General features: G+C 68.2%; 17 protein-coding genes and 7 pseudogenes. 8 read left to right on the top strand and 16 right to left on the bottom strand.

What is annotated here, in order from left to right; translation table 11 throughout:
- Positions 1-575: 575 nt before the first annotated feature.
- Positions 576-3,224, bottom strand: coding sequence for an RICIN domain-containing protein (locus tag POF73_RS17970; protein ID WP_272116396.1), 2,649 nt, complete (start codon positions 3,222-3,224; stop codon positions 576-578).
- 634 nt (positions 3,225-3,858) lie between these two features.
- On the opposite strand from POF73_RS17970, the gene POF73_RS17965 reads away from it, so the two are divergent.
- Positions 3,859-5,214, top strand: a complete 1,356-nt coding sequence (locus POF73_RS17965; RefSeq protein WP_272116394.1) for an extracellular catalytic domain type 1 short-chain-length polyhydroxyalkanoate depolymerase — start codon at positions 3,859-3,861, stop codon at positions 5,212-5,214.
- Between the two features lie 933 nt (positions 5,215-6,147).
- Here POF73_RS17965 and POF73_RS17960 read toward each other — a convergent pair.
- From POF73_RS17960 to POF73_RS17950, 3 genes are read right to left on the bottom strand one after another with little or no spacing between them, the layout of a single operon-like run.
- The gene (locus POF73_RS17960) at positions 6,148-8,490 is read right to left on the bottom strand and encodes an ABC transporter permease (protein WP_272116392.1); all 2,343 of its coding nucleotides are present in this window, start codon (positions 8,488-8,490) and stop codon (positions 6,148-6,150) included.
- Positions 8,487-9,182: an ABC transporter ATP-binding protein gene (locus POF73_RS17955; RefSeq protein ID WP_272116390.1), complete on the bottom strand. Its 696-nt coding sequence runs from the start codon at positions 9,180-9,182 to the stop codon at positions 8,487-8,489. Before POF73_RS17955 ends, POF73_RS17960 begins: the two co-directional genes overlap by 4 nt.
- Positions 9,179-9,703: a PadR family transcriptional regulator gene (locus POF73_RS17950; protein WP_272116388.1), complete on the bottom strand. Its 525-nt coding sequence runs from the start codon at positions 9,701-9,703 to the stop codon at positions 9,179-9,181. Before POF73_RS17950 ends, POF73_RS17955 begins: the two co-directional genes overlap by 4 nt.
- A gap of 258 nt (positions 9,704-9,961) precedes the next feature.
- On the opposite strand from POF73_RS17950, the pseudogene POF73_RS17945 reads away from it, so the two are divergent.
- Positions 9,962-10,238: pseudogene (locus POF73_RS17945) on the top strand (PadR family transcriptional regulator); the annotation flags it as partial.
- 448 nt (positions 10,239-10,686) lie between these two features.
- On the opposite strand, the pseudogene POF73_RS17940 reads toward POF73_RS17945, so the two are convergent.
- Positions 10,687-10,770: pseudogene (locus POF73_RS17940) on the bottom strand (GNAT family N-acetyltransferase); the annotation flags it as partial.
- 95 nt (positions 10,771-10,865) lie between these two features.
- Positions 10,866-11,552, bottom strand: a pseudogene (locus POF73_RS17935) (DUF418 domain-containing protein); the annotation flags it as partial.
- 86 nt (positions 11,553-11,638) lie between these two features.
- Here POF73_RS17935 and POF73_RS17930 point away from each other — a divergent pair.
- Positions 11,639-12,664, top strand: a pseudogene (locus POF73_RS17930) (IS701 family transposase); the annotation flags it as partial.
- A gap of 212 nt (positions 12,665-12,876) precedes the next feature.
- Here the strand turns inward: POF73_RS17930 and POF73_RS17925 are convergent.
- Positions 12,877-13,119, bottom strand: a pseudogene (locus tag POF73_RS17925) (transposase); the annotation flags it as partial.
- Positions 13,120-13,207: 88 nt separating this feature from the next.
- On the opposite strand from POF73_RS17925, the gene POF73_RS17920 reads away from it, so the two are divergent.
- Positions 13,208-13,726 (top strand): adenylate kinase, encoded by a 519-nt coding sequence (locus POF73_RS17920; protein WP_272116384.1) that lies wholly within the window; start codon positions 13,208-13,210, stop codon positions 13,724-13,726.
- A gap of 325 nt (positions 13,727-14,051) precedes the next feature.
- Here the strand turns inward: POF73_RS17920 and POF73_RS46245 are convergent, their stop codons facing one another.
- Positions 14,052-14,351 (bottom strand): twin-arginine translocase TatA/TatE family subunit, encoded by a 300-nt coding sequence (locus POF73_RS46245; protein ID WP_443049536.1) that lies wholly within the window; start codon positions 14,349-14,351, stop codon positions 14,052-14,054.
- Between the two features lie 370 nt (positions 14,352-14,721).
- Here POF73_RS46245 and POF73_RS17905 point away from each other — a divergent pair, with 370 nt between their 5' ends.
- Positions 14,722-15,621, top strand: coding sequence for an aminoglycoside phosphotransferase family protein (locus tag POF73_RS17905; protein WP_272116382.1), 900 nt, complete (start codon positions 14,722-14,724; stop codon positions 15,619-15,621).
- On the opposite strand, the gene POF73_RS17900 is transcribed toward POF73_RS17905, so the two are convergent.
- The 3 genes and pseudogenes from POF73_RS17900 to POF73_RS17890 all read right to left on the bottom strand — a co-directional run bounded on the left by POF73_RS17900 (position 15,611) and on the right by POF73_RS17890 (position 18,367).
- A protein-coding gene (locus POF73_RS17900; RefSeq protein ID WP_272116405.1) for an IS5 family transposase occupies positions 15,611-16,437 on the bottom strand; the annotation gives its coding sequence in 2 pieces (ribosomal slippage) (positions 15,611-16,111 and positions 16,114-16,437; 825 coding nt in all). The two genes, POF73_RS17905 and POF73_RS17900, sit on opposite strands and share 11 nt — an antisense overlap.
- 63 nt (positions 16,438-16,500) lie before the next feature.
- Positions 16,501-17,114 (bottom strand): annotated as a pseudogene (locus tag POF73_RS17895) (transposase); the annotation flags it as partial.
- Positions 17,115-17,131: 17 nt separating this feature from the next.
- A complete protein-coding gene (locus POF73_RS17890) occupies positions 17,132-18,367 on the bottom strand; it encodes a PP2C family protein-serine/threonine phosphatase (RefSeq protein WP_272116380.1) in 1,236 nt (411 codons plus the stop codon).
- 423 nt (positions 18,368-18,790) lie between these two features.
- On the opposite strand from POF73_RS17890, the gene POF73_RS17885 reads away from it, so the two are divergent.
- Together POF73_RS17885 and POF73_RS46030 are read left to right on the top strand one after the other, a co-directional pair.
- On the top strand, positions 18,791-19,105 hold the full coding sequence (locus POF73_RS17885; RefSeq protein WP_334313609.1) for an ATP-binding protein: 315 nt from the start codon (positions 18,791-18,793) through the stop codon (positions 19,103-19,105).
- Positions 19,106-19,316: 211 nt separating this feature from the next.
- A pseudogene (locus POF73_RS46030) lies at positions 19,317-19,367 on the top strand (hypothetical protein); the annotation flags it as partial.
- Between the two features lie 129 nt (positions 19,368-19,496).
- Here the strand turns inward: POF73_RS46030 and POF73_RS17880 are convergent.
- Entirely contained in the window at positions 19,497-19,970 is a 474-nt protein-coding gene (locus POF73_RS17880; protein ID WP_272116401.1) for a winged helix-turn-helix transcriptional regulator, read from the bottom strand.
- A 195-nt stretch (positions 19,971-20,165) separates the two neighbouring features.
- Between POF73_RS17880 and POF73_RS17875 the strand changes: the two genes are divergently transcribed.
- Entirely contained in the window at positions 20,166-21,179 is a 1,014-nt protein-coding gene (locus tag POF73_RS17875) for an NADP-dependent oxidoreductase (RefSeq protein ID WP_272116377.1), read from the top strand.
- 313 nt (positions 21,180-21,492) lie between these two features.
- Here POF73_RS17875 and POF73_RS17870 read toward each other — a convergent pair whose 3' ends face one another.
- The 4 genes from POF73_RS17870 to POF73_RS17855 all read right to left on the bottom strand — a co-directional run bounded on the left by POF73_RS17870 (position 21,493) and on the right by POF73_RS17855 (position 26,154).
- Entirely contained in the window at positions 21,493-22,956 is a 1,464-nt protein-coding gene (locus POF73_RS17870; RefSeq protein WP_272116370.1) for a flavin-containing monooxygenase, read from the bottom strand.
- A gap of 174 nt (positions 22,957-23,130) precedes the next feature.
- Positions 23,131-23,910, bottom strand: coding sequence for a class I SAM-dependent methyltransferase (locus POF73_RS17865; protein ID WP_272116368.1), 780 nt, complete (start codon positions 23,908-23,910; stop codon positions 23,131-23,133).
- 381 nt (positions 23,911-24,291) lie between these two features.
- Positions 24,292-25,776 carry a DEAD/DEAH box helicase gene (locus POF73_RS17860; RefSeq protein WP_272116365.1) on the bottom strand — a complete coding sequence of 495 codons (1,485 nt, stop codon included), beginning with the start codon at positions 25,774-25,776 and terminating at the stop codon, positions 24,292-24,294.
- Positions 25,777-25,950: 174 nt separating this feature from the next.
- The gene (locus POF73_RS17855) at positions 25,951-26,154 is read right to left on the bottom strand and encodes a cold-shock protein (protein WP_126388790.1); all 204 of its coding nucleotides are present in this window, start codon (positions 26,152-26,154) and stop codon (positions 25,951-25,953) included.
- Positions 26,155-26,187: the final 33 nt, after the last annotated feature.

Here is a 26,187-nt window from a genome sequence, read left to right as displayed (position 1 = left end):
CCAGAGCAACCAGAAGTGGACCACGCTGCCGTAACCCGCCGCCCCTGCCACCGCGCAGGGAGACGCCCGATCGATTGAGGGCAGTCCCACGACAGCAGGCCAAGCTGCGGGGACTGCCCTCCGCCACCGGGACCGGGACTTCGAGCCCATCGCCGCAGTCACCTGTCGGCCATGCGGTGGGTTCGATGGGCAGGACGGTCGCGTCGGTCTCTCATTCGATCGGGAAGGCCACCAGGTCGTTGGTGGTCAATGCCTTTCGCCCACCGGTACTGGTGGGACGGAGACGGGCCTTCGGGAAGAGCAATGCGGTGCTCAGGCGACGCTTTCGCGCCGACTGCCTGATACGAGTGTCATCCTCCACGCAGCATTGCACCGTCACCAGGAGGAACAGCGATGCTCGGCCACAGGAGACAACCCGGCTCGCGTGCATGCCCTCGTGCACGCGGTGGTGAGTGGGAGCGCTCCGTGGTGCACGTCCTCCCGGTGAGGTGACGCAGCCTGCGTCTCGGACGATGTCCCTCAACTGTGGCGGGGCTGCAGGCGCAACGGCCTGCAGCCCCGTTCGGGCGTTGGGGTCAGGACGGGTCGCCGTACTGGAGGCCGCGTCCGTTGGTGCCGACGTAGACGCGACCGTAGGTGTCGGGGTCGCCGGTGATGACGCCGACGCCGCCGATGGCGCCCCACTGGTGGGCCTTGTCGTTGACGCGGAGCCAGGTGGCGCCCTTGTCGGTGGAGCGGAAGACGCCGGTGACGTTCTTGACGGTGCCGATCAGGTACAGGGCCTGGTAGCCGGTGCCCGGCTTGGCCTTGCCGAAGCCGAGGGCGGAGGCGGACTGCACCGTGCTGAGCGTGGTGAAGGTGCGGCCGCCGTCGGTGGAGTGCAGCAGCCCCTTGGAACCGGCGATCCACAGGTCACCGGCGACGCCGGGGACGGCCGTGAGCCGGCCGGAGGGCAGGTTGCCGGCCCGGGCGGTGAAGGTCGCGCCGCCGTCGGTGCTGGCGTAGAGCGTGCCGCCGGACAGGGAGTAGAAGGTCCTGGCCGAGGAGCGGTCGGCGACGACCACGGCGTCGTTGCCCAGGCCGCCGACCCTCGACCAGCTCGCGCCGTTGTCGGTCGAGCGGTACGGAGCCTGTCCGGACTGGGTCCAGACGATGCTGGAGCCGTCCGCGGCGAGCGCGATGTGGCCGCTGTGGGCGCTGCCCACGGGCTCTGCCTTGAAGCCGTTCCAGGTGCTGCCGCCGTCGGTGGAGTAGGCACCGTCCTGTGCGCCGCCAGTGCCGACGCGGACCATCATCGAGGGCTTGGACTGGGCGAAGTCGATGTCGGTGCTGTTGTTCATCATCGGGTTCTTCAGTCGCCCGGATGGCACCTTGGTCAGGGAGTCGTGCCGGAAACCGCCCTGGTCGCCCATGGAGGTGATGACGGTGGCGCCGCCGGGCGGGGCGATCGCGTCCATGAGCGCGGTCTCCTCCAGCCCGCGGGCCCCGCTGCTCCAGTGGCTGGTGCCGCTGCTGTCGGAGGCGTTGGCGTCCTTGCTGCGCATGATGCCGTTGCCGGTGCCGTACAGCACGTGCCCGGAGTTGAAGGGATCGATGGCCAGGGCGGTCATCCAGTGCCCGGTGTGGGTGCCGACGTAAGGAGCGGCGGAGGCGCTGCGCACCGACTTGTCGGCCAGTGCCTTCCAGTTCGCGCCGCCGTCGGTGCTGCGGTAGACCTCGTCCTCGGGCCACCAGCGGCCGAGGGTGGTGACCATCACCGTGGACGGCTTGCGCGGGTCGACGGCCAGACCGGAGAACCCGTAGTTGCCCTGGGACGGGGAGACGTTCTTCCACGCCCCGCCGGCCGGCGTGTACTTCCACACCGAACCCCCCGTCACGCCGTTGGGTCCGAGGTTGTTGGTGTACGTCAGGTACAGCGATCCGTCACCGGAGAGCACGCCGTGCTGCGGCAGCTGGCCGGTGGGCTGCCCTGAGACGGCCTGCCAGGTGTTGCCGCCGTCGGTGGAGCGGTACAGGGAGGTGGACCTGTCGCCGACGCCGACGTAGATCGTCCTGCTGCCGGCCGGGCCGTACGTCACGAAGGAGATGCCCGCGCCGCTGCCCGCCCCGTCCTTGACGGGGAAGGAGGAGACCTGCTTCCACGTCACGCCGTAGTCGGTGCTGCGCCACAGGCCGTTCTTGCGGCTGCCCAGCAGCAGGTTGCTGTGGTTGGCCGGGTCGATCACGAGCCGCTCGCCCGCCCCGCGGCCGTCCTCGTTGCCGCCCACCTTGAACGGCAGATTCGTGCGCTTGAAGGTGCGGCCCCGGTCCGTGGAGCGCAGGATCGCGCCGTTGCCGCCCCAGTCGTTGGTGTAGGTGCCCGCCATGAGGTAGAGCCGCTTGGGGTCGACGGGGTCGGTGGCGATGGAGTCGATGCCCAGCAGGTTCCAGTCCTTCTCGCCGATCCAGTCGGTCAGCGGGATCCACTGCTCGGCCCCGGTGTCCCAGCGGTAGGCGCCGCCCATGTCGGTGCGCGCGTACAGCAGACCCTTCTCCCGCTGGTTGAACACCAGCCCGGTGACGTAACCGCCGCCCACCACCTGGGCGTTCTTCCACACATACGGTCCGGCCGCGGCCGTGGTCTGCGCGGTGCCGGTCCCGGACGCCGGGGTCTCGGCCGTCTTCACCAGCTTCCACTGCTGGTTGGTGCTGCCCCGGCCCGGATACTGGACGACTGCCGCGCCGTCGGCCGCGGAGCCTCCGGAGACGTCCAGAACCTGGCCGCTCCTGCGGGAGGTGAGGGTGACGGCGTCGGCACCGCTCACCTCGCTGATCTTCCACTCCTGGGAGGTGGAGGAGCTGTCGGTCTGCTGCTCGGCGGCGGCCCCCTGAGCGGTCGAACTGCCCGCTATGCCCAGCACTTTGCCGCTGTTGCGGTTCACGAGCTCGTAATAGCCGCCCCCGGCGGGCTTCAGCTTCCACTGCTGGTTGGTGGTGTTCTGGTCGGTCCACTGCTGGATACGGGTGCCGTCGGCGGTGGAGAAGCCGTTGACGTCCAGCACCTTGCCGCTGCGCACGGAAACCAGCCGGTAGTAGGCATCGCCGTCGACCGTCGCGGCCTGCGAGTCCTCCTGCGCGAACAGGAAATACGGCACGACGATGGCGGGCACGCCGACCAGCAGACCGGTGGCGGTCCAGCGACGGCGATGACGCCCGCGGCGCCCGCCGTTCGTGGGGTTGTCCATGGGGGTGAGGTTCTCCTTGCATGCTGTTCACCGGAGGAAATCCGGAGCCCGGCCATCGGAACTGGCCGGATCCGCTCCCTTGTCGCCACAGGCCCCGCACAGGGTTGCCGCGAGCCGGGAACTTTTTTTCAAGCGCCTCGTGGTGCGGCAGGAGTTGGTCAGCAGCTGGGTGCCGCTGTTCCCCTTGGCGTCGACGGCCATGACCCGGAAGGACCCCGAGCCGGACTTCCTGGGCTGCCCCAGTCACCGACCGGGCGCGTGACGAGGATCGAACTCGCGCTCTCAGCTTCGGAAGTGACGGTCGCTTGGGCGGCCACGTGGTCGTTGGCTTGCGCTTATGTGGCTTGGGGGGCTCTGTGAGGCCCGGCTCGCCCTCATGGCCGGTGCCCGTGTCGAGTTCCTGCTGCTGTGCGACACCGTCGGATCACATGGCCAGTGCCTCTCGCCGAGTGTCGAAGCGCTTCAACTAATGACCTCAAGCTAATGAGCATTCTCTGGTGAAGCAAGAGACGTATAGGCAAATCAACCTTGTTTCCGTCACCGTTGACACCACATCGAGGCCAATGGGAGTGTCGAAGCGCTTCACCATTCGGTCATTCCCCCGGCCGCGCCGGATTCCAGAAAGGACATCCTCATGTCCCGGAAGTCCAAAAAGAGAAGCGTCAGAGATGTACTGGTAGCCCTGCTGATGGCGATCTCGCCGCTGATCGCGGCGCTCGTACTGACCGGCACCTCGGCCACCACCGCGTCGGCCGCGGCACTGACCGAGGTGACCAACTTCGGCAGCAACCCCGGAAACCTGCGGATGTACGTCTACAGGCCCGACAACGCTCCGGCACGCCCGGCAGTGCTGGTGGCAGTGCACTACTGCACCGGCACGGCGCCCACCTTCTACACCAACACGGAGTTCGCCCGCCTGGCCGACCAGTACGGGTTCATCGTCGTCTATCCGGACGCGAACGTCAGCGGGCAGTGCTTCGACGTCTCCTCGCCCCAGGCGCTCAAGCATGACGGGGGCAGTGACCCCACGAGCATCGCCTCGATGGTCCGATACACCGTGCAGAACATGAACGCCGACGCCGGCCGGGTCTACGTCACCGGCGCCTCGTCCGGCGCGATGACGACCAATGTCCTGCTCGGCGACTACCCCGACCTGTTCAAGGCCGGTACGGCGTTCATGGGCGTGCCGTTCGGCTGCTTCGCCACCACTGACGGCTCCGGCTGGAACAGTGACTGCGCCACCGGCCGGATCACCAAGACCCCGCAGGCGTGGGGCGACCTCGTCCGGGGCGCCTACCCGGGGTACACCGGCGCCCGGCCGCGGATGCAGCTGTGGCACGGTACCGAGGACGAAGCACTGAACTACGTGAACTTCGGTGAAGAGATCAAGCAGTGGACCAATGTGCTCGGAGTGAGCCAGACTCCGGTCTTCACCGACTCCCCGCAGTCCGGCTGGACCCGCACCCGCTACGGCTCCGCCACCACGCAGGCACCGGTCGAGGCGATCAGCATCCAGGGCGCCAAGCATGTCCTGCCCGCCAGCGGTATGGCGGCCCGGGCCATCGCCTTCTTCGGACTCGATGGCTCCGACGGTACTGGCGGGACCACCACAGGTCCGGTCCACGCCACCGGGTCCGGCAAGTGCCTGGACGTGCCCGGCTCTTCGCAGACCAACGGCACCCAGACGCAGATCTGGGACTGCAACGGCGGCACCAACCAGACCTGGACCAGCACGTCGACCAAGCAGCTCACCGTCTACGGCGGTGCGAAGTGCCTCGACGCGACCGGCACCACGGCCGGCGCCAAAGTCGCGATATGGGACTGCAACGGCGGCACCAACCAGCAATGGAACCTCAACTCCAACGGCACCGTCACCAGCGTCCAGTCAGGCCTGTGCCTGGATGTGACCGGTGCCTCCACCGCCGGCGGCGCACTGGTCGGACTGTGGGACTGCAACGGGGGCAGCAACCAGCAGTGGCGCCTCGGCTGACACAACCGCCCAGGGCTGAGAGGGCTTCTCGAAACCACCCTCGGTTTCGAGAAGCCCTCCAAGCTCACACCACCCGACACCGCCCTCCTCCCCCGCCCGCGCACCGCGGGCAGACGAGCGACCCGTACCGGACCGTGGCAGCCCGCGCCGGCACACCATCTGCCCCTGCGCCACTTCGCGAGCCGAATCCGCCCCTCGGCCAGCCGTCACCACCTCCCGCACCCCCCGGACGGCACGCCCCCCGGCCCCGGCGGGGGCCGACACCAGGGCTTCAGTGCAGGCAGTCTTCGGTGCTCAACGAGCCGTTCCTGGCGGCCGGCGCCGTGACGCCCGCCCGGTGTGTCGGGTGAAGAACGCGGCGAGGCCGGTGGCCTCCGGGTAGGCGGCAGCGAGTCGGCTCACGAACGCCGGACGGTCGGCGTCGGAGTCGGCGCCGGGCTGCAGGCGAGCGAGCGCGGCTGGCAGCACGGCGTGGGTGAGCACCGGCTGCGGCAGCGATGCGTGTTATCGGATGCGTCGGGCGATCGCGGTCGCCTTGCCCGTCAGATTCGCCTCAGCGTGGACTCACCGACCAGGACCTCGTGTCGGACCGTCGGCTTGCTCAAGCTCACCAGACCCGCTCGGGCTCCGTACGCTCCACTTGGGGACGCCAGCGGGTCGCCCGCACCGTGGCGTACCTCCAGAACGCCGACGCAGCCCAAACATCCAGCCCAAACATCCCTCGCCGGCGCCCTGCCTGGCTGCAGGAGCCGTCGACGGCAAACCCGTCAGCGAGCTGGAGGACCGGTTGAACACCCCTGGCCCGCATGCGACACCCAGGATGTGCGGCCCGGCACAGCTACATGTACGACGAGCAACCCGAGGCCCCCTCCGTCCGAACGATCCAGCACACTGGCCGGCAGTTCTGGTGGAGGGGGCCTTCGGGGCGTATGGCTACTCGGTGCGCAGGCCGTCCGGGCGCATCAGCCGTACCAGTGGCGGCAGGCTGAGCACGGTCACCAACAGGACGACGGCGGTGGCGGTGCCGGTCATCGACAGTACGCTCGCCCAGTCCACGCTTACCGGTTTGTCCGTCATCTTCAGCAGTGCCGTGCCCAGTGTCATCCCGAGTGCTGTGGCCAGCGCCAGGCCGAGGCCGATCGGGATCGCGGTCTGCCACAGCACGGACAGGCACAGGGTGCGGCGCCGGGTGCCGAAGGCGATGAGCGACGACAGCAGTTTGCGGCGTTCGCGCAGCTGCTCCAGCTGCGCGACCAGCAGACTCGCGCCGATCAGCGCCAGTACGCAGGCGGCGCCGACGAACAGGAAGGTGCGGATGGAGGCGTAGGTGTCGTCGCGCTTGCTGGACACCAACATCACAGGGTCGGTGGGCATGCCGAGACGGCGGGCCGTGTTCCGCGCGTAATCCGGCGCGGCCGCCAGCCCCTGGTCGAGCACGAGGTAGATCTCCCCGTTCAGCCCCTGTGCGCCGCCCGAGGGCAGGGCGCCCGGCGTCAGCAGCAGGCCGCCACGCTTGTACCCGGTCGGGTCCGCGATGGCCCGTGCCTGCTTCACGCCCGTCGGCACGGTCCAGGACGTCGGCCTGGGGGCAGCAGGGGAGTCGATGCTCGCGTGGAGCCACAGCTTTGTGCCGGCCTTGGAAAGGGCGGCCGCCCCCAGCTCATTGACCCCGTCGGCGCCACCCCGGACGGCGAAGGCGTCACCGTCCTTGCAGGAGGGGAGGGAAGCCACCTCGCGCAGGGACGCGCAGTCGGCGACGGTGACCGAGACGGAATTGCCGGCTTCGGTGCGCCGGACACGGCCCTCGTCGTAGGCGTAGACCTTCGCGACACCCCTGGTCGCCTTGAATTCGGCCGCCGCCCGGGCGAGCGGAACCCCCTCCGTCAGGTCCGCGAGCATCTGGGCCCGGGTGGGGTCGTCGGCGGTGTGCTTGGTGTACTGGCCCTGCACCCCGGAGAACAGCATCTGCAGGGCGATGGCGCCCGCCACCGCGACCGCGATGCCGTTGACCATGCGGGCGGCCGCTCCGGTGCTCAGCTGAAGTCGACGGATGGCCAGTTGCCAGGCGACCCCGCCGGAGCCGAGCCGCGCGACGACCGTATCCACGACCCACGGCAGCAGCGCGGTCACCCCGACGAGCAGCAGCAGGACACCACCGGTGACCTGGTACTGGTTGAAGTCTCTGCCGTACCGGTCCTTGCCGATCATCGGGTAGAGCAGCCCGAGCCCGCCCACGGGCAGCAGCAGCCGCCACCACAGCCGGCGCCGTGGGGGCTTCGCGGTGCGCACCACACCGAGCGGCTCGATCACCACGCCTCGCAGCGCGAACAGCGTGACCAGCACGGCGGCCGCCGGAACCGCGACCGCGACGAGCAGGGCGAGCAGGGGGGAGGGGATCAGATAGCCGGGGAACACGCTCACGTCGAACAGGTCGACGGACCCGGAGAACTCCCGGACGATCAGGAAGAAGACCGTGCCGAAGGCCAAGCCCGCCACGGAGCCGGCGAGGGCCTCGCCGGCGGCGATCCTCCGGGTCATCCCGCTGTCCGAACCCACCAGCCGCAGGGCCGCCAGTCGCCGGTCACGGCGTTCGCCGCCGAACCGCACGGCCGCGGCGATGAACACGCCGACCGGCAACAGCAGCACCAGGGGCACGACGAGCGCGAGCAGGACGAGGACGGGGTCCTTCGGCTCCGAGGGCTTGTACCCTGCGCCGAATCGGTCGATGCGTTCGACCAGGCCGCTGCCCTCCTTGACCACGAGGTGGTCGGCGCCGCGGTAGAAGGCGAGTTCCTGGGCCCCGATCAGTCCGGGTTCGCCGATGGTGCCGACGATCCGCTCCGGCAGCCGCTCGCGCAGCAGTCTCCCTTCGCCAGACTGCAGCAGCCGCTTCAAAGCGGGAGAGACCACCATCTCGCCCACCCCGGGAAACTTCGACACCCCTGGCGGCAGGGGCGCTCTGGGGCCCTCGGGCTGCAACTCCCGTCCGCGCACCTCCTTGTCCCGGAAGGCCGTCCCGGCCTCGCCGACCACCACCGTGTCGTCCGCCTTCTTCAACGGCGACTCGTGGTACTGGTAAGTCAGGTCGGTGCGCGCCGTCTCGCGGTCCTGCCGGACGGCCAGCGCGTTCGGGATCGCGGTGGCGAGCAGCAGCACTGCCACGCCGAGCCCCACGCCGACGGCGGTGAGGAGCATCCGCACCCACCCCTCCCGCCCGCCGGTGAAGGCGAACCGTGCCCCCATGGCCAGATCCCTGGACCACTGCCGTGCACTCATATGGCGCTCTCCATGTCCCGGGACCTGCCGTCGCGTACGACGACCTCGCGGTCGGAGTAGGCGGCGACCCGGGCCTCGTGCGTGACGAGGACGACGGCGGCGTTGGTGGAGCGCGCGGCGTCCGTCAGCAGCTCCATCACGCGCTCGCCGTTGAGGGAGTCGAGCGCGCCGGTCGGCTCGTCGGCGAACAGCACGCGCGGGTTGGTGACCAGCGCGCGGGCGACGGCGACGCGCTGGCCCTGACCGCCGGAGACCTCGCCGGGCCGCTTCTTGCGGAGGTCGTCGACCTCCAGACGCTCCATCCACCGGAGAGCGGTCTGCTCGGCCTCCTTGCGGGAGGTGCCGTTCAGCCGCAGCGGCAGCGCCACGTTCTCCACACAGGTCAGCTCGGGCACCAGCTGACCGAACTGGAAGACGAAGCCGAACTCGGAGCGGCGCAGCGCACTGCGCCGGGCGTCGTTCATGGTGGCCAGCTCACGCCCGTCGTAGGTGATGGACCCGGAGTCGGGCGTCACGATCCCGGCGAGGCAGTGCAGCAGCGTCGACTTGCCGGACCCGGAGGGGCCCATCACGGCGACGACCTCACCGGGGTGGATGGAGAACTCGGCCCCGTCCAGCGCGGTGGTCGGCCCGTACGCCTTGCGCAGGTCCTGGGCGGCGAGCAGAGAACCGGGAGGAGGAACACGGGTCATGCGGTCACCGCCTCGGCAAGCTTGTCCAGACGTGCCGCGGTCAGCTCCAGCCAGCGCAGATCCGCTTCGAGGTGGAACAGGGCGTGGTCGCAGATCAGCTGGTCGGCCAGGTCGCCCTTGCGCTTGCGGTCGGTCAGGATCCGCATCATGCGCAGGTGCTCGGAGCGCTGCGTGTCGAGGATGCCGGACGCGTCCCGGTGCGTCAGCAGCGCGAGGACGACCTTGCTGTACAGCAACGACTGCAGGTACGGCTCGGGCTTCTCCGGCGTCGCGAGCCAGCGCTCGACGTCGGTGATCCCGGCGTCCGTTATCGCGTACCGCTTGCGCTCAGGCCCACCGCCCGCCTCGACGCCGTCGATTTCGACGAGGCCGTTCTTCAGCAGCCGGGACATCGTCGCGTATACCTGGCCGTAGTGCAGCGGCCGGTCGTGACCGAACTTCTCGTCGAAGGCCCGCTTCAGGTCGTATCCGTGCCGCGGACCGGACTCCAGGAGCCCCAGAAGAGTGTTACCGATGGACATGCACGGCACTCTACACATCATGTATACGCGACATGTATACGCACAGTGCCAAGATCATGGCGTGGAGTACACCTGTGCAGGTGGGGGGCCTTTTGTCACGGTTCCAACACGAGGGGCCCACCCCTTCGGGCGGGGGTCGGGTGTGCCCTTACCCCCCGGCCCTCCGCCAGCACCTCTGGCTGCCGGCGCCGAGCTCTCGTGCGAGCTCAACACTCGGCGTATACGCGCAGTTTATACGCCGTGTGTATAGTGCTGCGCATGTCCATCAGTCACACACTCCCAGGGCTCCTGGAGTCCGGGCCCCAGCCACGGTTACAACCTCGACCGGGCCTTTGACCGAAAGGTCGGTCACGACCGGCCACTGCACTACGGCCAGGCCTGCTCGACGATGTCCGGGCTGCTGAAGAACTGCCTCGTCGAAGTCGACGGGATCGAGGTCGGCAGCGGTCCCGCGCGCACGCGGTACGCCATTACGGACGCCGAGATCACCGACATGGGCCCGTGGCCTGCCACTCAGGAGAAGCCCGAGCCGTATCCGCATCGACGCTCAGCATGCGGTTCGGGGGGCGTCGGAACGAAGGTGGCGAGCATCGCGCCACCCGCAACCAGAGAGTAAATAGAGTGAAAAACCGGACGCCACCTGTAAATGGAACCGGTCAGACGCCTCCGGCAAGTGAAACTCCTCAAGGGAAATCGGAAGACGTCGAAATCCGCAGGTTTGCCATCGGGGTCATCTTTTTCACGTCGACATGCGTGACACTGATGTGTGAGCTGGTGCTCGCTCTCAGCAGTGCGAGCCTCAAGGCGACGGCAATGGCCGCTGTGAGCGTATTCGGCGGCACCTTCGGTCTTGGGTACTTCATCGCCAAGAGGCTTGGATATATTCGAACGAGCACGTAAGACTCGATAAACAAACTGCGAACGCACACAGCATCGCCCGGTACCGGCGGATGTCGCGGGTGTGCCGGTCAGTGACAGGCGCGGACCGACACCGTGACGTACGGCTCGTCGCGTGTGACGAGGAGGTCGTCGTGGATGCGCCGGGCAGTGTCGGTCTTCCTCCATGAGTGCTCTCAGCCACACCGGCGGCCGCCGTGTCCTGACCCGCCCAGGCCATGCCCCCAGGCCGGGATGGGGGAAGCCGAGCCATCCCGACCGAACCTCACCGGATGTACTTGGCGGGCTTGGTGGCGGCGTTGAGCAGATACTCCAGGGGGCCGCGGCGGAAGAAGCGGGACCAGATCGCGGCGAACACGATCGCCCCCAGGATGTACATGAGCACGGGCACCCAGGACTTCGTGGTGCCGGCGCCGGAAGCGGGCCACGCGGACTGCGCGAGGAAGTGGCCGACGTAGGCCGTCAGGGACATCGTGCCCACGGCGATGACCGGCTTCACCAGGCGGCGCAGTCGCGGCAGGCGGTCCATCGCCACCGTCGCGCCCACGATCACGAGAATCGCGACCCCCAGACAGCCGATGGTGTCGAAGGTGGTGCCGGTGTGCGACACGGCACCCAGCAGGTCCGAGGCCGACTGCACGGGCCCGCCGGAGCCGCTGCCCATGGAGCCCGCCCCGGAGCCGCTGCCCATGGACCCCGCCCCGGAGCCGCTGGACGGTCCTCCGCCTCCCCCGAAGCTGAACACCGCGCTCGTGCCCGACAGCAGCATGGCCAGGCCGTAGGCGCCTGCGGTGAGGGCGGCGCCGAGCGCGGCAAGGCGCAGCTGGACGGCGGGGGCGGACAGGTCGAGGCGGGCCAGCGCCATGCCTGCGATCACGAACGCCATCCACGTGATGGTCGGGTACAGGCCCGTGAGCAGCAGATCGAGTACTCCCACGGTGCTGATCATTCGGCGGTGCCGGGCAGGCAGGCGGTGCTGTCCGGATAGAGGCTGTCCATGCTCTCGATGGAGAGGTAGCGGCGGGGGAACACGATCCACTCGTCGACGAGACGGGCTTCGTGAAGAAGGGCCGGGCCTCGGCGGGCGTGCAACGGCAGTACACCGGCACCGCAGGCCGCATCGAAAACTCCCAGGTCGGCGTGTTCCTCGCGCTGGCCACCAGCCGAGGTCGGGCCTTGATCGACCGCCGGCTCTACCTGCCCGAGCACTCTTGGTGCTCTGATCCTGAACGCCGTCACAGGGCCGGGATCCCCAAGGACATCCAGTTCGCCACCAAGCCCCAACTGGCCGGGGAGATGATCGCCGCCGCGCTGGAGGCCGGGATCACCGCATCCTGGGTGACCGGCGACGAAGCCTACGGGCAGGACCCCCAGCTCCGCGCCGCCCTTGAGGCACGCGGCATCGGCTACGTGATGGCCGTCGCCTGCTCGATGCGGGTGAAGATCAACCACGGCCGCACTGCCGGCCGCGCGGACATCGTCGCCGGCCGCATGCCTGCCACTGCCTGGCAGCGGCACAGTGCCGGCAACGGTGCAAAGGGGCCGCGGTACTACGACTGGGCCTGGATCCATCTCGGCACCGGCAGCCACCGCCAGCTGCTCATCCGACGCAACCGGTCCACCGGCGAACTCGCCTCCTACCTGTGCTGGTCACCCACCGCAGTACCCCTGTCCGACCTGGTCCGCGTCGCAGGCATCCGCTGGAGCGTGGAGGAATGCTTCCAGGCCGCCAAGGGCCAGGTGGGCCTCGACCACTACCAGGTCAGGCACTGGACCTCATGGCACCGGCACATCACGCTCGCCATGCTCGCCCTGGCCTTCCTGGCCGCTCTCGCCGCCGACGCGGCACCGCAGCGGCCCACCGATCCGCACCATCCCGTCCGCAGCAACGGCCCCATCGCGTTGACCGTCCCGGAGATCCGCCGCCTCTTCGGTACCGCCTTGCACCCGTCGGCCGTGCCTACGGGTGGACTTCTGCACTGGTCCAACTGGCGCAGACGCCACCAGGCAACAGCCCGACGCAGCCACTACCGACGACGATCCGCCGACGAAGGCGCTGGGTAGATCACGAAACCGCACTGGAGTACTAGGCGCCCCTTCCTGTGCGCCGCAGCACCCGCAGCGAGCCGGTTTTCGGCGACCTCCGCTCATCGCGTCCGCGATCTTCTCCGCGCTGTTGGGCACCGGAAAGTGCCTGCCGAGGAACGCCTGACGGGTCTGGGCCGCGGGGGTGTTCTCGTAGGCGGGCAAGGGCGGTGCGGTGTCGAGGAAGGGCATCGGAACTTGTCGTGGTCGTAGCCGCGGTCGCCCAGCACCACATCCGGGAGGCGCCGGGGCCGCCGCGCTTGCCGTGCACGGGCGGTACCGCCTGCAGCAGGGTGATGAGCTGCGTGACGCCGTTGCGGTTGCCGCCAGTGAGGGTGGCGGCGAGCGGAATGCCGGTGGATGTCGATGATCAGGTGATGCTTGCTGCCCGTCCTGCCCCGGTCGACGGGACTTCGTCCGGTCTTGACTCCCCTTTGAGACGTCGTTGCATTTGGTGAGTCGATGGTGGCAGGTGAGGAGCGCAGGAGGGTTCCTCCCAGGGCGCCGGGATAGGGTGCACCCGTGGAACGGATCTTGGTGGTGGGTGTCACCGGTGCGGGTAAATCCACGCTCGCCCGAACCTTGAGCAGCCGTCTGGGCGTGACCTACCACGAGATGGACGCGCTGTACTTCAACGGCCCCAACTGGGCCGTCAACAATAGGTTGGTCGAAGACGTATCAAGGCTCACCGCCGAGCCTCGCTGGATCATCGACTCTCTCGGCTATCCGGAAGTCCGCGACCTGCTGTGGGACCGGGCCGACACCGTGATTTGGCTGGACTATTCCAAACGCGTCATCATGCCCCGCGTACTGCGCCGGTCCATCCGGCGCACCGTCACACGCGAGGTCCTCTTCGGCGGCAACAGGGAAACCTGGACGGACTGGTTGAACCGGGAACACCCGGCCTGGTGGGCCTGGTCCCAACACGGGGCGCGCCGCCGCGAAGTCGAGCGCCGTGTCCGCGATCCCCGCTTCGCCCCTCTCGACACCCTCCGCTTCGGCCACCCCAATGACATGGCGGCCTGGCTGGCATCCTTCTGACCCGCCGGGCCAAGCGGCTGAGCCCTGCTTCGTCGACGGACCGGCATCCTGCCGGAGCGGCGCTGATCTCGGTCGCCACCCCGCGAGTCGCCGGTAGCAGATAAGGGCTGCGGCGATGCCGGCAAAGGCGAGAAAGTGTTCGGACTTGTGTTCATAGCGCCGCTGCAGGCGGCGGAAGGCGCCCAGCCAGCTCACGGTGCGCTCGATGGTCTCGCCCTATGTCTCACAGGAAGTGACAGAGCGCGCCGGTACCAGCAAGGGGGTGCCTCCCACTCGAGCTGTCCCGTCTTGAGGTCTTGGGCTGCCTCGTGAGTCGAGTTCCGTTTCAGATCTTGGGCATTGTCTGACGGGACTGGTCACTTCGGGCTGTGCCGTGCTGTGCTGCGCTGTGGGAATGGAAGCGATACCAGGCTGGAGCCGCTGGTGCTGTCCGCCAGTCAGGCTCTGACGGAGCGGTGCGTAAAAGCGGCGTGAGGTCCGATCGCTGAACCGAGTGGGTCGGCTCCGCCCCGGCGACATGTGATTCGGCGCGCATCATGGCCTTCGCCTCGCTCCTGATGATGCGCAGTGACTGGCCAAACGAACGGGCCATATCGGGAAGGCGCTTGGCGCCGAACAGGAGCATTACTGCTAGGAGGAGAAGGAGGAGTTCCGGGATCCCGATTCTGCTGAACATGCTGACGTGCCAATCATTTCGTTTGATGTGTGAGGACGTTGGCGTTAAGGAGTGCGCCGTGTCCCTGCGCGGCGGGCGGGGATCGTCACCGGCGGACCGTGATGTCCTGTTCCTTGCGCTTGCTCAAGATATTTGCGGAAGCCTTAAAGCAGCTAACACAATGAGGCGGGTCGCCACCCAGCGACTGTGATGCTGGGTGGCGGTCATGTTCCGCTGCGCTTCCGTGTGTTGCGAAATTCGGTCGACAGGCGGAGCCGCGAACCACTGGGATGGCTCCGACTGCCCGTCGCAGGGACCGGGCTGGCCACAGGAGCTGCTCTTGGTAACCGTGAGAGTTGCGGACACCCGCCCCCAGATCGATGGGGCACTGGTCAGGCGTCTGGTCGATACTCAGTTCCCGCAGTGGGCGGGACTGCCCTTGAAGCCGCTCAACCCGGCTGGCTCCGACCATGTGATCTACCGGCTGGGCGAGGAGCTGTCCGTCCGGCTGCCCCGCCATGCCGGAGCCATCGGGCAAGCCGGGAAGGAATTCCAGTGGCTGCCTCGACTCGCCCCGCACCTGCCCCTCGCCATCCCGGTCCCGGTAGGGGTGGGTGACCCGGACTTCGGTTATCCATGGCCCTGGGCGGTGTCCCGCTGGCTGGACGGAGAGGTGGCGACCGCCGAGGCGCTGGCCGACTCCTCCAGGGCCGCCATTGAACTGGCCCAGTTCTTGACCGCCCTGCAGCGGTTCGCGCCTGAGGACACCCCAGCCGAGAACATCCGGGAAGACCTCACCGGCCGGCCGTTGTCCGACCGGGACCACGCGACGCGGCTCGCCATCGCCAAGGTCGATGGCATGTTCGACGCCGCAGCGATGACCGGACTGTGGGACGCGGCGCTGAGCGCCCCCGGGTGGGACCGCCCTCCGGTGTGGTTTCACGGCGACTTCCACACCGGCAACCTGCTGACCGTCGATGGCCACCTCAGCGCCGTCATCGACTTCGGCGGGCTCGGCACCGGTGACCCGGCCTGCGACCTGATGATCGCCTTCACCCTGATGACGGCCGACAGCCGAGCCGCCTTCCGCGATGCCCTCGGCGTGGACGATGCCACCTGGATGCGGGGGCGTGGCTGGGCTCTGGCCACCGGTCTGAACGCCTTCACCACCTACGCCGCCGTCAACCCCCGGGTCGCGGCGCAGACCACCCGGCAGATCACCCAGGCCCTCATCGGCTAACAACGCAACACAATGAGTGGAGCTGCCGTTGAGTGATCAGGCAGCAGGCGAGCCTGAGGAAGGCTTCGTGGATGTCGGCTCGCCGTTCCCAGCGGATCCACAGTCGCCGGAAGCCGTGTAGCCACGCAAAACTGCGCTCGATCATCCAGCGGTAGGTGCCCAGTCCGGTGCCGTGTCGTGTTCCGCGCCGGGCGATCGCGGGCACGATGCCGCGTTGGCGGACCTGGTCCCGGTAGATGTCGTGGTCGTAGCCGCGGTCGGCGAACAGGGAGTCTGGCCTGCGGCGGGGCCGGCCGACGCGACCGCGGACCGGCGGGATGGCGTCGAGCAGCGGCAGGAGCTGGGTGACGTCGTTGCGGTTGCCACTGGTCAGCAGGACTGCGAGCGGGGTGCCGTGCCCGTCGGTGATGAGGTGGTGTTTCGAGCCGGCTCGGCCCCGGTCGACCGGCGACGGGCCCGTGTGGCTCCCCCTTTCAGGGCCCTGACGTGGGAAGAGTCGACCACGCAGCGGGACCAGTCCAGCTTCGCCTCCGCATTCAGTTCGGCGAGCAGGACCTCGTGCAGTCGCTGCCAGACGCCGGCCTCGTTCCAGTCCCGTAAGCGTCGCCGGCAGGTCACGCCTGAGCCGAAGCCGAGATCCTGTGGCAGGTACTCCCACTGGATCCCGGTGTGCAGGACGTAGAGGATCCCGCACAGCACTTCCCGGTCGGGCAGCGGCTTGCGTCCGGGATGCCGGAAGCGCCGCTCACGCTTCGGCAACAGCGGTTCAAGACGATCCCACAGCTCATCCGACACGATCCACGGCGACTTCCCCACACCGGACCGAACGGTCAACTCCCGCACCGGACACGGCGATCAGTGCCGATCCACCTCATTGTGTCAGCCGTTGTAAGAGGTCGTTTTCTCCCTGTGTTTCATCCCGTGATGCGCAGTTTGGTCCGATGATGTCGGGTCGCGCCAGGAGACGGTGGCTTCGCCGGTGAGGCGCCGGGCCATCAGGTCGGTCATGGCCAGGTGGATCATGGCTTCGGAGCGGGCAGGGATGTTTTCGTAGTCGCGGGCCAGGCGGCGGTGGAGCATCAGCCAGCCGTAGGTCCGTTCCACCGCCCAGCGTTTCGGGATCGGGGTGAATCGCCTGGTCCCGGGGGTGCGGGTGGTGATTTCCATGTCGATGCCAAGGGAGGCGGCGTGCTCGACGAAGTGCTTGCGGTAGCCGCCGTCGACCCCGACCTTGCGCGGGCTGGAGTGGTCAGCCGAGGTCTGCGCAAGGAGTGTGCGGCCGGCGGTGGAGTCCTGGACGCCGGCCGCCGTGACCAGGACCGCCAGCAGCAGGCCGAGGGTGTCGGTGATGATGCTGCGCTTGCGTCCCACGATCTTCTTGGCCGCGTCGATGCCCTGCGTCCCGGCGGGACGGAGGTGGAGGTCTTGACGCTCTGCGCGTCGATCACACAGGCGGATGGCTGCGTGTTGCGGCCTTCCTGCTGCCGCAGCAGGCTCTGGCAGGAAACGGTCACAGGCGAACGACGACGAGGGCGATGTCGTCCCGGCTGCCGCCATTGACGCCCAGGTGGAACAGCAGTGCGTCGGCGAGTTCTTCCACTGGCAGGGTGCTGTGTTCGGCCAGGGCGTCGGCCAACCGGGCCAGGCCCGTATCGATGTCTTCGTCACGGCGTTCGATAAGCCCGTCGGTGTAGAGCACGAGGGTGTCCCCTCGGGTGTAGGGCAGTCCGGCCTGAGGGCGGGGAACATGATCTGGTCGAGCACCCAGCGGTGGATCGGTTGCCTGGTCCAGTAGCTCGCAACTGCCGTCTGCATGGAGCAGTACCGGGGGTGGGTGGCCGGCGTTGCTGTAGATGATCAGTCGGCTACGCGGGTCGATGAGCACTTTTGCGACGGTGGTGGCCAGTGCGCCGTCGACCGCCCGGGCATACAGGCCCAGCACCTCCAGGGCTTGCGCGGGGCTGGGAACGGCCCGGATGGCGGCGCTCAGAGCGCTGCGCAGCATGCCCATGACAGCGGCAGCCTGCAGGCCGTGGCCAACGACGTCTCCGATGGCGATGGAGTAGCGGTCGGGCGGCAGATCGACCACGTCGTACCAGTCGCCGCACATGTTGAGTGATCCAAGTGCGGGCAGGTAGCGGACGGCGATGTCACGGTGTCTGTCCAGGTCGGGCGAGCGGAGCATGACCTCCTGCAGCGTGAGGACGACTTCGCGTTCGCGGGTATGCGCCTGGCGCAGCTGCTCATTCAGCCGTTCGAGATCACGTGACCGGGCGTACATCTGGGCCGCGATCCCTGCCGCCTGCGTGCCCAGCGGCTGGATGAACTCACCCACGCCCGGAGAGCGCATGAACTCAGTGACGTCCTCCGCCCGCGCAATGATCCATTTCACCGAGCCGTCCGGCCCCAGGACAGGGCTGGACATCCCTGACCACCACCGCTCCTCGAATTCACCCGGGCGGTCGGCGACGGGGATGTCGAAGCGCTGCGGAGCCACCGAATCGGGCTCCCTGGATGCCAGAACGCGCTGTAGCGAAGCAGCGAAGTCACGCGCCACGTCCGGCGCGGCGGGCGTGTCCGGAAAGGCCTCCAAAACGTACTGCCCGACCAGCTCCTCGCGGGCCCTGCCGGTGACCTGGAGGTAGGACCGGTTGGCATGGCGGATCACCAGGTCGACGTCCAACACGAGGTACGGATTCGGCGCGGCGTCGAACAGCTCCTCGAAATCGATCTCCGCTGTCGCCACGCGCGTGCCCTGCCGATCTTTACGAGCGCGACCGCTTTCATCTCCAACCTACGAGGGGTCCGCCAGATGCGCCCGCCGAACGACTGCCGGTCCGTTTCGCAGGGCAGCGGGAGCGGTCGGGAAGGCACCCCGTTCCGGGGAGCGTGAGTAAGCGACGACGATGAGTAACCGCGGGATCGCCGGTTTGGACCAGGTCTGCGATGGGGTTGTGGGGGTATTCGGGTGGCCTTGGACCGGTGCGCTGAGTGCGAGGCGGCTTATGAAGCAGGCTGTGGAGGGGGAAGACTGGGCACTGTCCGGTAGACCAGCAAGGTCTCGGCAGCGTTCGAAGCCTGCGAGGAGATCACTGAGGCCCGCCTACTGGCCCGGTGCTTCCTGACGGATCTGCGGGACGAGCAGGGCCTGCGGGTGCTCGGCCGGGCGATGGACATGGTGCAGCTGGTGGTCAGCGAGCTGGTGACCAACGCCCGGAAGCATGCGCCCGGCCCGTTCCTGCTGACGCTCGAGCTCAGCGGGGACATCGCCGAGATCAGCATGTGGGACACCGAACCGAGGCTGCCCGTGATCCTGGCAGCGGACCCGCAACGGGTGGGACTGCTCGCGCTGGAGATCGTCACCGCCGTCTGCCAGAGCTTCGAGGTCCACCGCGAGCCGGCGGGCAAGCGGGTGGTTGCGGCAATTGCGCTGGCCGACGATCCCGTCGGAGATCTGGCCAGTCCCCCGGTCCTGTCGAGCTAGGACTCCGGGGCGGCTCGTCCCGGTGGAGTTTCCGCGTCGCCGACCTGTAGCCCGACGAGCGGGCCGCGCTCGACCAGGGGGTGGCGGGGGCCCGCCGCGAGTATGAGAACCGAGTCAGCGCGCTCGCATCGACCGGACCTGATCATCTCGGAGTCAACGGCTGTACCGATCTTCCCCGAGGCGGACTGTGAAGCGCTCGGCGGCCGGGTAAGTGCCTGTTCCTGAACTGCGCTTCGTGGACCGCTCCCCCGTCCACAACCGCCGCTGGTGCTCGATGTCCCGCTGCGGCAAACCGCACGAAGGACCGCCTCCACCAGGCCCGGGCCAGACGGAGCGAGCGCACCCCGGCAGGCTGAGCCCATCACGAGTTCCTGGCACCACCGTCCTCAGTTCACTCGGCGGGCCTCAGACGAAAAGCGGGGCCGGGGGTGCTCTCGATGTCTTCCGGCTGTACGGCGTGGCCCCGGTCGCAGCGGATCTGGGCGTCGACGTGCGCGCCGCATCCACGGTGCCGGGACAGCATGGCCGGGCCCTGTGGGTCGGCGCGGTAGCGGTCGCCCCACTGCAGGAGCCCCATCACGGCCGGGACCAGATCCATGCCCTTGGGGGTGATCACGTACTTCGGCCGCCTTCGCGAGCCCGGCTCCTTGTAGGTCTCGGTGGCAAGGATCCCTTCCTCCACGAGCATTCGGAGTCGCGCCGAAAGGAGGTTGCGGGGACAGCCGAGGACGCGTTCGAACTCGTTGAAGCGGGACGAGCCGTACCAGATCTCGCGCAGGATCAGGATCGTCCACTTCTCGCCCACGACCTCTAGGGTCCGGGCGATCGAGCAGTTCGACGTGTCCCGGTCGAGACGGGGGTCCATGCCGGCGTCCTGCAGAGCTTCGGTTGTTGCGTCCATGGGGTGACTCTAACTCCACTGAGTTTACTTTTCTATACTCAGGTACTAGCGTCATGGCCAGCACATCAACCCGGCCGCACACGAGAAACGGGCGGGCAGGGGGACCTGCCCGAAGAATCACACCGACCACCGAGACGCCCACACAGAAAGGCGGCCGACATGAAGGCGTTCGTCGTCGAGAAGTACGGCAAGGACGGCGCACGCGCCGCAGATGTACCCGAGCCCACCGTCGGAGACCGTGACGTCCTGGTCAGAGTGAGCGCCGCCAGCATCAACCCGCTGGACAAGATGGTCCGCAACGGGGAGTTCAAGCAGATCCTGAAGTACAAGCGCCCGTTCGTGCTCGGCCACGACGTGGCGGGCGTCGTGACACAGGTCGGCTCCGCCGTACACGGCTTCAAGGTCGGCGACGAGGTCTACGCCCGCCCGCGCGACCTGCGGGTCGGAGGCTTCGCGGAGTTCATCGCGATCGACGCGGACGATGTCGCCCCCAAGCCGGCCTCACTCTCCCTGGCGGAGGCAGCCGCGGTGCCGCTGGTGGCCCTGACCGCCTGGCAGATCCTCGTCGAGCGCGCGCACGTGAAGCCGGGGCAGAAGGTGCTCGTCCACGCCGGAGCCGGCGGCCTCGGGTCGACGGTCATCCAGCTCGCCAAGCACCTCGGCGCCACGGTGGCGACGACCGCGAACACCAGGTCCGAGGAGTTGGTCAGGAGCCTTGGCGCCGACGTCGTCGTCGACTACACCAAGGAAGACTTCTCCAAGGTGCTCTCCGGCTACGACCTGGTGCTGGACTCCCTGGGCGGGGCGAACCTCGAGAAGTCGCTGACCGTGCTGAAGCCCGGCGGCCTGGCCATCAGTGTCGTCGGCCCGCCCGACGCCGGTTTCGCCAAGCAGCTCGGTGCCCCCTTCTTCCTGGGCCTGGTCATGAACACCCTCAGCCGCAAGATCCGCAAGCAGGCCAAGGCGCTGAGCGTGCGCTACCAGTTCTTCTTCATGCAGGCCAACGGCTCCCAGCTGCGCAAGCTCGGCGCCCTCTACGACAGCGGGAAGCTCCGCCCGGTCATCGACAGCACCTTCCCCTTCGACCAGACGCTCGAAGCGATGGCGCACGTCGAGCAGGGCCGTACCAAGGCCGGCAAGGTCGTGGTCTCGATGGTGCCCGACAACGGCTGAGACCAAGCCGGCCGCAGACGCTCCGTCCGCACGGTCACCGGAGGGGTCGCGACACCGTCGCGATCCAAAGGGCGACTACGGTCGCGGAGAGCCGCTGCTGCAGGTGTCCCGATGCCATTTCGCAGGCCATACGCTCGCAGCACACACTACGCGGCTCCATGCTGGCCCGAGCCTTGGCCAAAGTCCCTGCAGCCGTTGCGTGTGGGGATTGATCACGGCGGCCGAACCGCTTTCGCTCCCACTTCGGGACGACATCGGAATCACGTCAGATGCAGCCGCCGATCACGCCATCAGGGCCACTCACGCCCCGCACTCATTTCGCCGGGCTCATTCGAGTCAGGCCCGCGTAGCGGTGGGCGAGTCCACCGGGAAGCAGGTATTCGGCCAGTAGGTTGCCGGCGCGGCGGGACGGCAACCCCATGTCGTGCAGGAGTTCGTCCGCGCAGTGGATGTCGTAGGGGCCGAAGTCGTAACCGCCGGAGCCTGGCAGGACCTGTTCCTGCCAGGCCAGGCGGGCGTCGATGGCTTCCCGCATCTCCTGCTCGTTCGGGGTGGTGCGCAGCGTCGCCCGGAAATGGCAGGTCAGCCAGTGGGCGGTGAGTTCCATGCCCATGATGTTGTTGAAGACCTGCCGGAAACCGACGAACCCCAGTCGGTCGGCGTCGGGGGACACGATGCCTCGGTAGAGCCGCAGTCGGCCGGCGGAATCGTGCACCGGCACTCTCGAATCCAGGAACGGGAAGACCTTGTGGTGCCCCGTGGCGAACACAATGACGTCCGCGGCCACTTCCTCGCCGGTCGCCAGTCGCAGCCCCTTGTCGGTGTACGCCTCGACAGCACTGACCTTGGGGGTGATCAGGCCGCGGCGGACGGCCTGCACGTAGCCACGTGGCATCACGCCCGCGTGGGCCAGGTGGAAGGGGAGCGCGTGCGCGGGCCGAAGCTCCCTTGGCAGCCGGTACAGCCCGGTGGACAACAGCATGTCGCGGGTGATGAGCCACCACAGGGCTCGCTTGACCCGCTCGTCGATACGGTCGATCGGACGGATGCAGGCCGGATCGTGATAGCGGGGCAGGAGCGCCTCACCGAGCCGGGTGAACAGGATCCACTTGTAGCCGACCAGACCGAGCAGCAACCGCTCGGGGACCATCCAGTTCACCTTGCGCTGCACGAGGGTGGCCGAGGCCGCCTCGCGTGCGGCGCGGGTGATCAGGTCCAACGCGGACTTGCCGCCGCCTACGACGACCACGCGCCGGTCGGTGAATGTCCCGGCCCGCACCTCGTTGGAGTGCAGCACGGTCCCGCGGAACAGTTCACGCCCTGGCAGCCCGGGCAGGTGGGCATGGTGATGAGCCCCGGTGGCGACAACGACGTAGTCGAAAGTCTCACGATGAACCTCCGCCGCCTTGTCCCCGGCGGGCCGAGAGTCGATCACCCAGCCGGAGGCGCCCACCCGCCCAGGACCGTCCACCGGCCGGATGGAGATCACCTCGGTGCCGGGTCGGACGCGGTCCAGCACACCGAAGGTCTCGGCATAGTTCTCCAGGTAGCGTTGCGTGTCCACGGCGCCGGCGAAATGCAGGCGGTTGGGCAGGTCCGCGAATTCGAAGATGCGGAGCGCGGACTGGTTGGCCAGCCCGTCGTAGCAACCCCCTGATGACCAAATCCCGCCCACTTGCCGATACTTGTCGAAGACCGTGACGTCGAAGCCGTTCTCCAGCAATACCTTGGCAGTGACGATTCCCCCGGGGCCGGCCCCGACAACGCACGCTCTCATCAACTGCCACTCCCCTTTGGCGATCGACGTAGCCGACTCGTTCATCATCCCGGTTGCGGACCCCTGTGCCCAGCCCATGGCCGGCCCACGAGCGCCACAGCACTGAGCCCTTTCGCTTCCGGGCGAGGGAAGTTGAACGCCCGGCCTGTCCGGCGCCGTGACCTCGACGGCCTGTCAGCCTGCCAGCCGAGCTTTCCAAATCTCCTCGCTGGGCCATTGCTGGGCCCAGTCAGCGGGGAGTTCTGCGTAGTCCCGGTGTGCGGGCTGGGGTGCCTGGACCTCAATCAGGTCTTCGACGACGAAGCCGGAGGACCGAAGCAGACGAAGCATCTCGCCATGCGGCAGGATGAACTGCACGTGATTCCCCCAGTCCAGCCGGGTCAGGCCAAATTGTGCGCGAGACAGGGTGGTGGATGCCGACCCTGGTGCCGGCCCCTCGGGCCGTACGCACAGTGCGAACAGCGGTGAGTAGCGCATGAACACCAGATGGCCTCCAGGAACGAGAAGCCGGGCCGCCTCCGGGATCCACTGATAGGGGTCGCACCACAACGAGGCGCCGTACTCGCTGATCGCCAAGTCGAACGTGTTGTCGTCGTAGGGCACCGTCTCGGCCCTGCCCAGGACGAGGGGAAATTCGATGCCGAACTCCGCCTGCATCGCTCGGGCAGTGGCGAGCTGCTTCTCCGACAGGTCGATCCCGGTCGGGTGGGCCCCTGCTCGGGCCAGCCAAGCGGAAACGTAGGCGGTACCGCAGCCCAGCTCAATGGTGCGCATCCCGCCTATGCCGCCGGGAAGTACGGAGACCTCCGACTCAGGGGTGGCCCACAAGCCCCAACGCGGTTCTGTCTGTGACCAGTGATCGCGGGCGAGCGGCCCGTGCCACGCAGCCGCCTCGTCGTCCCAATAGCGTCGGTTCTGCTCCACATGGTCCGCACGGCCGTCATGAGCAGTCATGGAGGCATTCGACCGAAGGTGGTGATGCTCCGGCAACGGATTTACGAGCTCGCCAACCTCCGTTGAGAACGAGTGGCCGGCACAAGGGTCAGGCCACGGAGGTGCGCAGCGACCGGGGTCGGCCGCACTCGTGGCGTCCGGAGCGAGGACACCGGTGTCCCTCATGGTCACCGACTCCTGGGCGGACGCCCGGGAGAACCCGGCTGCTCACCACGCAATCGAGCCGAATCACCGGCTAACCTTCACACGCCCATCCACCCCCAGGCCCGACCAGGCCCGACCAGGCCCGACCAGGCCCGACCAGGCCCGACCAGGCCCGACCAGGCCCAGGTTCCAGCGGTCCTTGCATGCCTGCAAGAGGCGTTGTCAGCCTGGCGCGGCCTATGCACCACGACGGACCCGGGCGGCTTTGCGCGCCTCGGCCATCTCACGGGCCTCAGCAGACCGGCGAGACTCGCCACCGCCGCGACCGGCCCGCCCCGGACGGGTGCCCAGGCCCCGGAAGGGGGCACCGCCGCGCTTCGGGCGTTCGGCGACCGGTCCGCTGCCACCGACGGGGACACCGGAGGGAGCCTGGGCGCCGGTGATGCGGCTCAGCTCGGCCTCGCCGGAGCGGACCTGCGTGATCTGCGGCCTGATGCCCGCGTCGGACAAGAGACGGGCCATGTCCCGGCGCTGGTTGGGCAGGACCAGCGTGACGACACTGCCGGACTCGCCGGCACGGGCGGTGCGGCCGCCACGGTGCAGGTAGTCCTTGTGGTCGCCGGGCGGATCGACGTTGACCACCAGGTCGAGGTCGTCGACGTGGATTCCGCGGGCCGCGACATTGGTGGCCACCAGGACCGTGACATGGCCCTCCTTGAACTGGGCCAGGATCCTGGTGCGCTGGGGCTGCGACTTGCCGCCGTGCAGCGCCGCTGCCTTCACTCCGCTGCTCAGCAGGTGCTTGGTGAACTGGTCGACAGCATGCTTGGTGTCCAGGAACATGAGCACGCGTCCGTCGCGGGCGGCGATCTCGGTGGCGGTGGCGTACTTGTCGGCCCCGTGCACCTGCAGCACGTGATGCTCCATCGTGGTGACCGCGCCCGCCGACGGGTCGACCGAGTGGACCACCGGGTCATGGAGGTAACGACGGACCAGGAGGTCGATGTTGTGGTCCAGCGTGGCCGAGAACAGCATGCGCTGGCCGTCGGGGTGTACCTGGTCCAGCAGTTCGGTGACCTGGGGCATGAAGCCCATGTCGGCCATCTGGTCGGCCTCGTCCAGGACGGTGATGTTCACCCGGTCCAGGCGACAGTCCTTGCGCTCGATGAGATCCGCGAGACGGCCCGGGGTCGCGACGACCACCTCGGCCCCGGCACGCAGTGCGCCGGCCTGCCTGCCGATCGACATGCCGCCGACCACAGTGGCCAGCCGCAGCTTCAGCAACCGGGCGTACGGGGCGAGCGCGTCGGTGACCTGCTGGGCCAGCTCGCGTGTCGGAACGAGGATCAGGGCCAGCGGCTTCCGCGACTCGGCACGCTGCCCGGCCGTACGCACAAGGAGCGCCAGGCCGAAGGCGAGCGTCTTGCCCGACCCGGTGCGCCCGCGGCCCAGGACGTCGCGCCCTGCGAGGGAGTTCGGCAGCGTGGCGGCCTGGATCGGGAACGGCTCGGTGAGGCCGAGACTGGTCAGCATGGTCAGCAACTCGGCGGGCATGTCCAGCTCACCGAAGGTCGCAGCCGCGGGGAGGGCCGGGGTGACGGTGACCGGCAGCGCGAACTCCCCCTTCGGCGTGAAGCGGGAGCGCCCGTTGACGTCCGTACCGATACCGGCGCGACGCTGCTGCGGCCGGAAACGGTCATTCGTGTGACCTGAACGGCTCATGGAGAACCTTCCTCGACGGGGCGCGCATCGAGGAATTCCCGACAGAAACGAGCCGGATGAATTGCAAGAACGAGCCGAAAATGGAGACTGGAATTAGTCATCGGAATGCAAGAAAGCAGCAAGCTGGGGCCCCACCTTGAAGGTGGGGCCCCAGCTGACTCATGCGCTTCGACGTCAGGCAGGAGTAATGTTCTCCGCCTGCGGGCCCTTCTGCCCCTGCGTGATGTCGAAGTTCACCTTCTGGCCTTCCTGGAGCTCACGGAAGCCCTGGGCGGCGATGTTCGAGTAGTGGGCGAAGACGTCGGGGCCGCCCCCGTCCTGCTCGATAAAGCCGAATCCCTTTTCCGCATTGAACCACTTGACGGTGCCAGTAGCCATGTCATATCTCCTTCGGGGCAGTGCCCAGGGGCC

This window comes from Streptomyces sp. HD (genome assembly GCF_028369295.1).
GTDB lineage: Bacteria > Actinomycetota > Actinomycetes > Streptomycetales > Streptomycetaceae > Streptomyces.
Note: the sequence above shows the minus strand (reverse complement) of the source record. Positions and strands in the feature narration are given on the sequence as shown.

Coding starts and splice junctions, on each gene's coding strand:
- POF73_RS17970 (WP_272116396.1), bottom strand. CDS start 3,224: ATGGACAACCCCACGAACGGCGGGCGCCGCGGGCGTCATCGCCGTCGC.
- POF73_RS17965 (WP_272116394.1), top strand. CDS start 3,859: ATGTCCCGGAAGTCCAAAAAGAGAAGCGTCAGAGATGTACTGGTAGCC.
- POF73_RS17960 (WP_272116392.1), bottom strand. CDS start 8,490: ATGAGTGCACGGCAGTGGTCCAGGGATCTGGCCATGGGGGCACGGTTC.
- POF73_RS17955 (WP_272116390.1), bottom strand. CDS start 9,182: ATGACCCGTGTTCCTCCTCCCGGTTCTCTGCTCGCCGCCCAGGACCTG.
- POF73_RS17950 (WP_272116388.1), bottom strand. CDS start 9,703: ATGTCCATCGGTAACACTCTTCTGGGGCTCCTGGAGTCCGGTCCGCGG.
- POF73_RS46245 (WP_443049536.1), bottom strand. CDS start 14,351: ATGCTCCTGTTCGGCGCCAAGCGCCTTCCCGATATGGCCCGTTCGTTT.
- POF73_RS17885 (WP_334313609.1), top strand. CDS start 18,791: ATGGACATGGTGCAGCTGGTGGTCAGCGAGCTGGTGACCAACGCCCGG.
- POF73_RS17880 (WP_272116401.1), bottom strand. CDS start 19,970: ATGGACCCCCGTCTCGACCGGGACACGTCGAACTGCTCGATCGCCCGG.
- POF73_RS17875 (WP_272116377.1), top strand. CDS start 20,166: ATGAAGGCGTTCGTCGTCGAGAAGTACGGCAAGGACGGCGCACGCGCC.
- POF73_RS17870 (WP_272116370.1), bottom strand. CDS start 22,956: ATGAGAGCGTGCGTTGTCGGGGCCGGCCCCGGGGGAATCGTCACTGCC.
- POF73_RS17865 (WP_272116368.1), bottom strand. CDS start 23,910: ATGACTGCTCATGACGGCCGTGCGGACCATGTGGAGCAGAACCGACGC.
- POF73_RS17860 (WP_272116365.1), bottom strand. CDS start 25,776: ATGAGCCGTTCAGGTCACACGAATGACCGTTTCCGGCCGCAGCAGCGT.
- POF73_RS17855 (WP_126388790.1), bottom strand. CDS start 26,154: ATGGCTACTGGCACCGTCAAGTGGTTCAATGCGGAAAAGGGATTCGGC.